The following is a 7,601-nucleotide window of genomic DNA, read 5'->3' on the forward strand; positions in this document are numbered from 1 at the left end:
ATAGACGGTGACAAAGAACAATAAATCAGCTCAGCTTTTTCTGTTTCACTATGTTCAAAACTATTACTACTGTTTGCATCAGTAGTAACAGCTATCCTCTCTCTACTTTGTTTCAAATGCTCTTTATTTCTTAATTTATCGCTTATTTTATAATGCCAATATTTGAATGGATGATAGCTAAGATTATTCTCTCTACACCACTGTGTTCCTGATAGCCCAATATCCTTATATTCTTTGATTCGTTTTTCCCATATTAATCTATCATTATTACTCATTCTCAAACCTCCTTGTGGAGATTATACCATGACTATTACGTTATTGATACGTGGGGAAGAATTGACGCTTACAAATCTTCCATATCGTCTAGCCCTTTCTGTATTCCCTTCAATATCTCCTGCAAAGGGACTGCAGATAAAAACTATTTTTTTCTCCTCAGGTTTCTCTTGCTCTATATTAGTTTCATTTGCTTTTGTTATATTCATAATCTCACACCTCCAATTTTCACGGCAGGCTTATAACATTTTCACGATGAATTTTACAAAATATGTCGTATTTGTAGAAGCTGTAATGCTTATATAGTTAATGAAAACCAAACTTACTGTCACATTTGTGGTAAAAAAATACCTGACTGGGATTTGCCATATAAAGAACTACCTGAAAACGGAATTTGGAGAGACTGGCCTGAATACCTAAAAGGGAAGTTTTATCCTTATATTGAAACAGATGATTCTAACAAAGCTTTTTTCTGCCCAGTATGTAAGAATCATGATTTTTTTAAAGGTTCGGCTTATTGTAAGATTTGGGGTACACCACTTAAGAATATTTGTTTACATGAAAATAAAGAAGTATCAGGAGACTGTCGGTACTGCCCTGATTGTGGAGAAATTACTAAGTTTGGAGAATTAAATTTATTTGATAATTTAAAAGAAGTGGACATACCAGATCTTCTAACTTTTGAAAATGGTACATATGAAGATTACATAGAGTATGAATATTGGAATTATATTATCACTACTGTTTATTTTTTTGAAAATAATCTAGAACTTTATACTGCACTAACTGGTTCTAAAGCAATAAGGGATGAGGGTTCTTTTATTGTTTTTGCTTTTTATGCTATGAGTGCAGATATCATTTTAAAGCATAAGGATTTACTTATAGAATTTATTAGAAAATATGGCCAAACAATTATAACAGAAGTGGGGTACTTATATGATTTATAATGATGGTATCGAAATGGATGAAAACATGAGGGTAGTCATCTGTCCAAAATGCGAAAATGAATGCTTTAGTTCAAGTGCTTAATATTGCAAAATCTGTGGAACTATGCTTTTTAACTATTGTGAAGGCGACCCAGAATACGATTATAATGGTAATCTTATTGACACTCACTATCACAAAAACGATAGTAATGCTAGGTTCTGCGAGATTTGTGGCCAACGTACTGTTTTCTTTAAAGAAGAACTTTTAAAGCCTTGGGAAGAATTTGAAAAACAAAATAATAGTAGTATATTTGAAATAGCAACGACATTCGAAGAAAATGATGATATTCCATTTTAAGAACCTATGCTAACTACCTAAATTTTGATAATATAGTAGTAAGTAAAGCTTCTACTCGATTCTTACAATGGGTGTTGCCTGTTTCTAAAAAAAGAGGAACAGTTTCTGAGTTTTTACCTGCGAAAGCAGCAGCTACTTGATATCCTGATTGGTTTTTCTTCTTTGGAAAATAGCCTTTGCTAGAGCATTCATAAGTCTTTCCATTGGCTATTAGTCCTGTTTAATCAAAATCGACGACTATTTCTTCATTATAAGAAAGGTTATTGCTATGTTTTATAAAAATTTCATGATGTATTTGCCTGAGTTGTTTTATGCTTTCTTCATCCATAACCTGTAGAAAGTGATTAATCTGAGATTGGTCAGGAAATTTTTCCATTCCTAAAATATTTGCAACCACTTTCTCAGGGTGAAGTCTTTCATTGGTATCTTTTGTAGACTCACAGCCTACGGACATGGAAGAAATCAAAGTCATTAACTTTTAGTAAATAATGTAATGCTTCTTAATCATTGAAAGATAAAAACCTTTTAGAGCTTTAAAATACTCAATTTCAGAAGCAAACTTTAATAGTGAAACTAACCATGCTGAAGCAGTTTCTTCCTTGCAATTACTCTGGTGAAATTTTCTCTTATTCACAAGGTAATACCGCCTTTCGTAGAGTATTTTGGTAAAAAAACTACTTCAACAAGCCTACGGTATTATCTTTAGTTATTTTTTTGATATATTTTAATGGATAAATTAACCAATTTAGTATTAAATCTTTGTACAAAAGTTACATACTTAAATACATCTTATAAAAGAATAAAAATTTTTAATATTGATACACGATGGATACATAATTCAATTAAACTGTATTTAAAGTCGTAGATTTCTTTAATATTAATAAAAGGAGAGAAAAAAAAATGAAAAAAATACTTATAAAAATTATATGTATAGCTTTATTTTGCACAGGTTGCACATATAATAACAATTTGGCATCAGATTTGAAAGATAAAGAAGGTTTAAATACTAAAAATCAAATTGAGATATCAAATCCAAATTATAAAAAATACATTAGTGCTAAAGATATTATTAGAGATACTTCCAAGCTTGGTGGAATATATAAGAAGTATTATTCTAAATACATTCAATATATTGCACCAAATGGAAAACCTATTACAATTGTAGCTCAGGATAAAGTAACTGATGAACAAGTTTTAAAGGCTTATAACCTACTAAGCTTTTATTTAGAGAATTTTGGAACTTATAAAAAAGGTCATGTTGCAAATAAAATGGCTGAAAATGATGCAGTTTTAGTTATGCCAAATGGAGCTGATGGAGAATCTCATATTCCAGAAGAAGCATTGCAAGGTCAACCTTTATATCAAATGGAAGTACCAACTGTAGGTAGCCAATGGTATATAAAAAATGACTACAAACACAGAGATGCATCTTATGAGGAAATACTTCATATGGTTCATGATTATGGTATTGGAACAAAAATGAATCCAGGAGCACTTCCTAATTTACAAAAAGAAATTTACAAAGCTATGAAAAATGCACTCCCTAAAAACAAAAACGATTGGGGTAAAAAAGGGTTGTGGGGCCTTGACTCAAAGGATTGGTTATTAGAACTTGAAAAAGAAGGAAGTCTTGAACAAGAATATTTAGCATCTGTAGTAGATTCTTATTATGGGCTTTGGGCACCATATACAGAAAATAATGGTGGTATGTGGGGAATATATACTTCAAAAACTAGAGAAGATATTAAGAAAAATGATCCTATGGGTTATAAAATCGTAAGCGAATTCTTACCAAGCTATATTACATATATGGCTAGAATTGATGCGGAATTTAGTGGTACTTTTAAAATGTATTATGATGAAAAAGAACCTTATACACATAAATCAAAATATTTAAAAAATGCAAGGTTATTAGGAAATAAAAATACAGGACTCGTTGGAAATTCAGAAAACAATATTTTAATAGGTAATAGTGGAGATAATAAAATTGACGGAAAAGAAGGTGTAGACATTGTTCAATTTACTGGAGCTTCTGTAGATTATAAGATAACGAAAAAAGGAAATAACATTATAGTAAAAAATAATTTAAACCGTGATGGTATAGATACACTAAAAAACATTGAAGTTATAAGATTTACAGATAAAGATATTGCTGTTTCTGAAATACACTAGCTTTAATATAGAAATGTCAACTATTAAAAGGTCAATAATAAAAAAATTTAAGTTGATAGGTTAAAACTTAGAAACAGTTCTTATCTCATAGTCCTTAAGTAGCTACCTTAGTGTATCTCTAGAAACTCTTAGAAGTAAAATAGATAATTTTTTGCTACAGTCATAATCAAATAAAGAAGTTAAGAAAAGCCAGTTAGAGTAACATTGTAATTACTCTGATTGGTTTTTTATATTATAATATTGCAACATATAATTTTGCTATTTTGCCAAGGAAAATATTTTCAATTTTGTAATGCGAGGGATGAAATTATATTCATAGATACGCTTATTTATATAGTTAATAGAAATATAACCAATTTTGAAGATGGCACTGATTTAAGCTTAGAAATAAATAAGGGATTGATCGATCTTTCAGACGAAAATGGAGCAGGTAAAACAATTTTCATGAGACTGATGGCTACTTTGCAAAGTATAAAACAAGGAGAAATAATGATAAATGATATTGAAACTAAAAATAAAAATTATCACAGAATTAGAAAAATAGTTGGATTTATGCCTTAAGAATTTGGATTTTATGGAAGTTTTACTGTTTACGAAATGCTAGGGTGTATGTGTTTATTAGGAAATATGAAAAAAGGATATTGATGGTAAAATAAAAGAATTATTTGAAGAATTAAGTTTAACAAGACAAATGTATAGAAAGACAAAAAACTTCTGAGTAATGAAGAGACGATTAGGATTGACTTGTGCAATGATTAATGAACCAGGAATATTAATTATGGATGAGCCTATAGTCGGTCTTGATTCAGAGGAGAGAATAAAAATTCAGAATCTTATTAAAAGATACTCTATAGCAAGAACAGTAATTTAAAAATAAAAATCAGTAAATTTTGAGTGAATAATCACTTGATGACTTACTGATTTTCAGATTTTATTAAGACTATATATGTCAAATAATTTTTAAAATTATACTTCAAAGTTTTAAAAAAGTCTTTCTAGAAGAAAGTTCTTTAGAATCAGATGACAATTCAGTAGAACAATCTATAAAACTCTTTGTAGTCGATAAAAAAATTGGTTATTTTCCACTTCACCTAAAGGATCAGAAACTAGTGATTTATTATGAGTGTAGTTTGAAATTAAGAAAGCGCTTTTATAAAGGTCACTTTTCGAAATCAATCTTCTACTCTAACTAGCTTAGAAATTCACTATTGATCTCCAAAACTGCTGAAAACCATTAGAAATCACTGTTTCACGATCCGCTTCAGTATTGTAATTTAAGTAATTCACGATTCCATCTGTAACTCCAGAGAAAATGAAAAAGAAATAGTCTATATTCTCTGCAATGATTTCTTTATCTTCTATTGCTTTTGTGATTTTAGGAATCAAAAAATCATATTTTGATCGGTCATAGTTTCTCATACAATGAACTACATTAGGTTGGAGTGCAAAAGTCATTATAAATTTCTTTTTGTCAGGATTATTTAGTGCCCAGTGGATCATAGCATTCCAGTAATCTTGAAGGAATTTTCTTATACCATCATCCTGATTTAGATTGCAATAAAGAGTGTTTCTAAGATCATCTTTATACATACTATATATAGCAAGAACCAGTTCATCTTTATTTGCAAAATAGTTAAAAAGAGCACCATTGCTAACACCGGCAGCTGTTGTTATTGCTTTTATAGATGTACCATGAATACCTTTCTCTAGAAAAAGTTGTGCAGCGGTTGTCATGATGGTTTCTTTTATTGTCATACATATCACCTCCTAGGAGTATTACTCTCTTAATTATAGACTATATTAAAGAAAAATGTCAATTTAATAAAAAAAATATGTTGACAAGCAAAAAAATAGATGATATTCTATGAATATAAAGAGTGTTGCTCTCTGAAAGAATAAGAATAAATTTATTTTTTTAGATTTTAAAGAGTATCACTCTCTAGAAAGGAGAGAATCATATGAAATCAGGAATTAATAAAGTTACTTTTAAGAGTCAAGGTGTTAATCTGGCAGGTCTACTGTTTACACCAGATAATTTTGATCCAGCGAAGAAATACCCTGCAGTTGTATTTTCTGGTCCGTTTAATCAAATCAAAGAGCAAATGGGTTCTAATTATGGCCGTGAAATGGCATCACGTGGCTATGTATTTCTATCATTTGATCATATTGGTTATGGGGACAGTGAAGGTGCAATCCGTAATAATGAAAAATTCTCTTGGAAGGCTGAAGGTATTAGAGATGCAGTAAGCTATATAAGAACACTGGATTTCGTAGATAGAAACCGTCTGTTTGGTCTAGGTGGTTGTGCAAGTGGTGGATACATGCCGCTCGTAGCAACAACAGATAAGCGTATTAAAGCTGTTGCAACTGTAAGTGGCATGATGAGCAATCTAAGTAGCTACTTCAAATCAATGCCAAAAGAAATGCTGCTGCAGCTCTTCAATATGGCAAACGATGCACGCCAAAAAGAATATGAAACAGGCGTAACTGAATACTATGATGCACTAGGAATGGAAGCTGCAGTTAATGATCCAGCACTTCGAGAAGGCAATGAAGGTTATGACTATTACATGACCGACAGAGCTGGTGCAGCTAGATACCCCAACTACACGCATATGACTGTAAAAACCATTATGGAAGATGCACCTATGACTGACGCTGTGCATTATGCTCCGTACCTATACACACCATATATTGGTATCGTTGGAGAAAAATCATTTCCAAAGGAAGGAGAAACACCATCGCCACTACACACAGGTCCTCTAACTCAGGCTTTTTATGATGCTTGTTCAGAACCAAAAGAAATGGTTGTTGTGCCAGGTACTTCACACGTAAGTCTTTACGATATTGACGAGCACGTAAAGGCGGCAGTAGATGCAATGGATGCTTTCTTTAAGAAACATACTGAATGGAAATAGTTAATTATCAAAAGGGACTGTTACGCTAACTTAAGTTAGTCTACAGTCTCTTTTTAATGCGAATAAAAAAACTTATGATTTACGGTTATATGAATAATATTTATTCCTTTAGATCATTAGAGCGTACCTGTCAAAGAGATATTAATTTCATGTTTCTTTTGGAAGGTAAATCTGCTCCAGCTTATACTACAATTTCAAGATTTGAAACCTTGCAATTCACACCAATTAGCAAATCAATCATGGCTAAGTTTACAGATTTCTTGTATGATCTCGGTGAAATTTCAGGGGAAGCTATCTTTATTGATGGAGCCAAAGTTGAAGCCAATGCCAATAAGTATACCTTTGTGTGGAAAAAGGCAGTAAAAAGTATATTGCTAGAAAGCTACAACAAGTAGCAGTTTTTGAATCTAATCTTTTGTTTCTTTAGGTCCATATGAATTATGTTTAAGTCTATCAGTTATTGCAACTGTAAGTACTGAATCTTTAAAATAATCACGATGTCTGATCATTACTTCATATTACCATTCGTTGTATTTTTCTATCTTCTCCAAATTAACCGACATTATTCCGCCAATGATCTCAGAAAGCTGTGCCAAACTCAAACCTTTGTCATTTTGTAAGCGTAAAACCCTACCCACCTTCTAACAGACCATTTCCTGTGAGATAATGCCTTTAAAGGAGGCATATCAGGAAATGAAAAAAACAAAAGATTGGTGGAGAACCCATTATGATAACTGGATTTTAAGTAAGTTATCTATAGGAGAGTATAGTAATAATAATGGTATCAAAAAAAGTACTTTCTATGGATGGATTAAAAAATTTAGAAAGGAAGATTCTAAAGAAAAGACTAAAGATTCAAAGGTACAGTGGGCTACTCTTAATAGATATGAAACTGAAAATATAAATGAAGATGATACTAAGGTATCACCTTTGAAAATTGTTATTGGAAAAGCT

Annotated in this window: 13 protein-coding genes; 8 read left to right on the top strand and 5 right to left on the bottom strand. The window is 31.2% G+C overall.

Annotated features, from left to right (window positions below):
- On the bottom strand, positions 1-275 hold a 275-nt coding region (gene tnpA / locus BUB36_RS17875; protein ID WP_408633806.1), incomplete at its 3' end, for an IS66 family insertion sequence element accessory protein TnpA.
- 21 nt (positions 276-296) lie between these two features.
- The gene (locus tag BUB36_RS17880) at positions 297-482 is read right to left on the bottom strand and encodes a DUF7768 domain-containing protein (protein ID WP_242655906.1); all 186 of its coding nucleotides are present in this window, start codon (positions 480-482) and stop codon (positions 297-299) included.
- Between the two features lie 153 nt (positions 483-635).
- Between BUB36_RS17880 and BUB36_RS17885 the strand changes: the two genes are divergently transcribed.
- The gene (locus BUB36_RS17885) at positions 636-1,220 is read left to right on the top strand and encodes a zinc ribbon domain-containing protein (RefSeq protein WP_073153454.1); all 585 of its coding nucleotides are present in this window, start codon (positions 636-638) and stop codon (positions 1,218-1,220) included.
- 103 nt (positions 1,221-1,323) lie between these two features.
- Positions 1,324-1,557, top strand: coding sequence for a hypothetical protein (locus BUB36_RS17890; protein ID WP_073153457.1), 234 nt, complete (start codon positions 1,324-1,326; stop codon positions 1,555-1,557).
- A 220-nt stretch (positions 1,558-1,777) separates the two neighbouring features.
- Here the strand turns inward: BUB36_RS17890 and BUB36_RS19885 are convergent, their stop codons facing one another.
- Both BUB36_RS19885 and BUB36_RS19890 read right to left on the bottom strand, forming a co-directional pair.
- Positions 1,778-2,029 (bottom strand): hypothetical protein, encoded by a 252-nt coding sequence (locus tag BUB36_RS19885; RefSeq protein WP_165613140.1) that lies wholly within the window; start codon positions 2,027-2,029, stop codon positions 1,778-1,780.
- Between the two features lie 6 nt (positions 2,030-2,035).
- A complete protein-coding gene (locus tag BUB36_RS19890) occupies positions 2,036-2,191 on the bottom strand; it encodes a hypothetical protein (protein ID WP_165613141.1) in 156 nt (51 codons plus the stop codon).
- Between the two features lie 266 nt (positions 2,192-2,457).
- Here BUB36_RS19890 and BUB36_RS17900 point away from each other — a divergent pair, with 266 nt between their 5' ends.
- The 3 genes from BUB36_RS17900 (at position 2,458) to BUB36_RS19895 (ending at position 4,600) form a co-directional block, all read left to right on the top strand.
- Complete coding sequence (locus BUB36_RS17900; protein ID WP_084112133.1) at positions 2,458-3,729, top strand: hypothetical protein; 1,272 nt, start codon at positions 2,458-2,460, stop codon at positions 3,727-3,729.
- A gap of 240 nt (positions 3,730-3,969) precedes the next feature.
- Entirely contained in the window at positions 3,970-4,290 is a 321-nt protein-coding gene (locus BUB36_RS17905) for an ATP-binding cassette domain-containing protein (RefSeq protein ID WP_165613142.1), read from the top strand.
- 160 nt (positions 4,291-4,450) lie between these two features.
- The gene (locus tag BUB36_RS19895; RefSeq protein WP_165613143.1) at positions 4,451-4,600 is read left to right on the top strand and encodes a P-loop NTPase family protein; all 150 of its coding nucleotides are present in this window, start codon (positions 4,451-4,453) and stop codon (positions 4,598-4,600) included.
- A gap of 323 nt (positions 4,601-4,923) precedes the next feature.
- Here BUB36_RS19895 and BUB36_RS17910 read toward each other — a convergent pair whose 3' ends face one another.
- Complete coding sequence (locus tag BUB36_RS17910) at positions 4,924-5,484, bottom strand: TetR/AcrR family transcriptional regulator (RefSeq protein ID WP_073153466.1); 561 nt, start codon at positions 5,482-5,484, stop codon at positions 4,924-4,926.
- Positions 5,485-5,687: 203 nt separating this feature from the next.
- Between BUB36_RS17910 and BUB36_RS17915 the strand changes: the two genes are divergently transcribed.
- The 3 genes from BUB36_RS17915 to tnpA (BUB36_RS17925) all read left to right on the top strand — a co-directional run.
- A complete protein-coding gene (locus tag BUB36_RS17915; RefSeq protein ID WP_073153469.1) occupies positions 5,688-6,647 on the top strand; it encodes an alpha/beta hydrolase in 960 nt (319 codons plus the stop codon).
- 56 nt (positions 6,648-6,703) lie between these two features.
- On the top strand, positions 6,704-7,042 hold the full coding sequence (locus tag BUB36_RS17920) for a transposase (protein ID WP_084112134.1): 339 nt from the start codon (positions 6,704-6,706) through the stop codon (positions 7,040-7,042).
- A gap of 298 nt (positions 7,043-7,340) precedes the next feature.
- Positions 7,341-7,601, top strand: a 261-nt coding sequence (tnpA, locus tag BUB36_RS17925; protein ID WP_207550851.1) for an IS66 family insertion sequence element accessory protein TnpA, incomplete at its 3' end; no start/stop codon positions are given.

The sequence above is a fragment of the Paramaledivibacter caminithermalis DSM 15212 genome, assembly GCF_900142245.1.
Taxonomy (GTDB): domain Bacteria; phylum Bacillota; class Clostridia; order Peptostreptococcales; family Caminicellaceae; genus Paramaledivibacter; species Paramaledivibacter caminithermalis.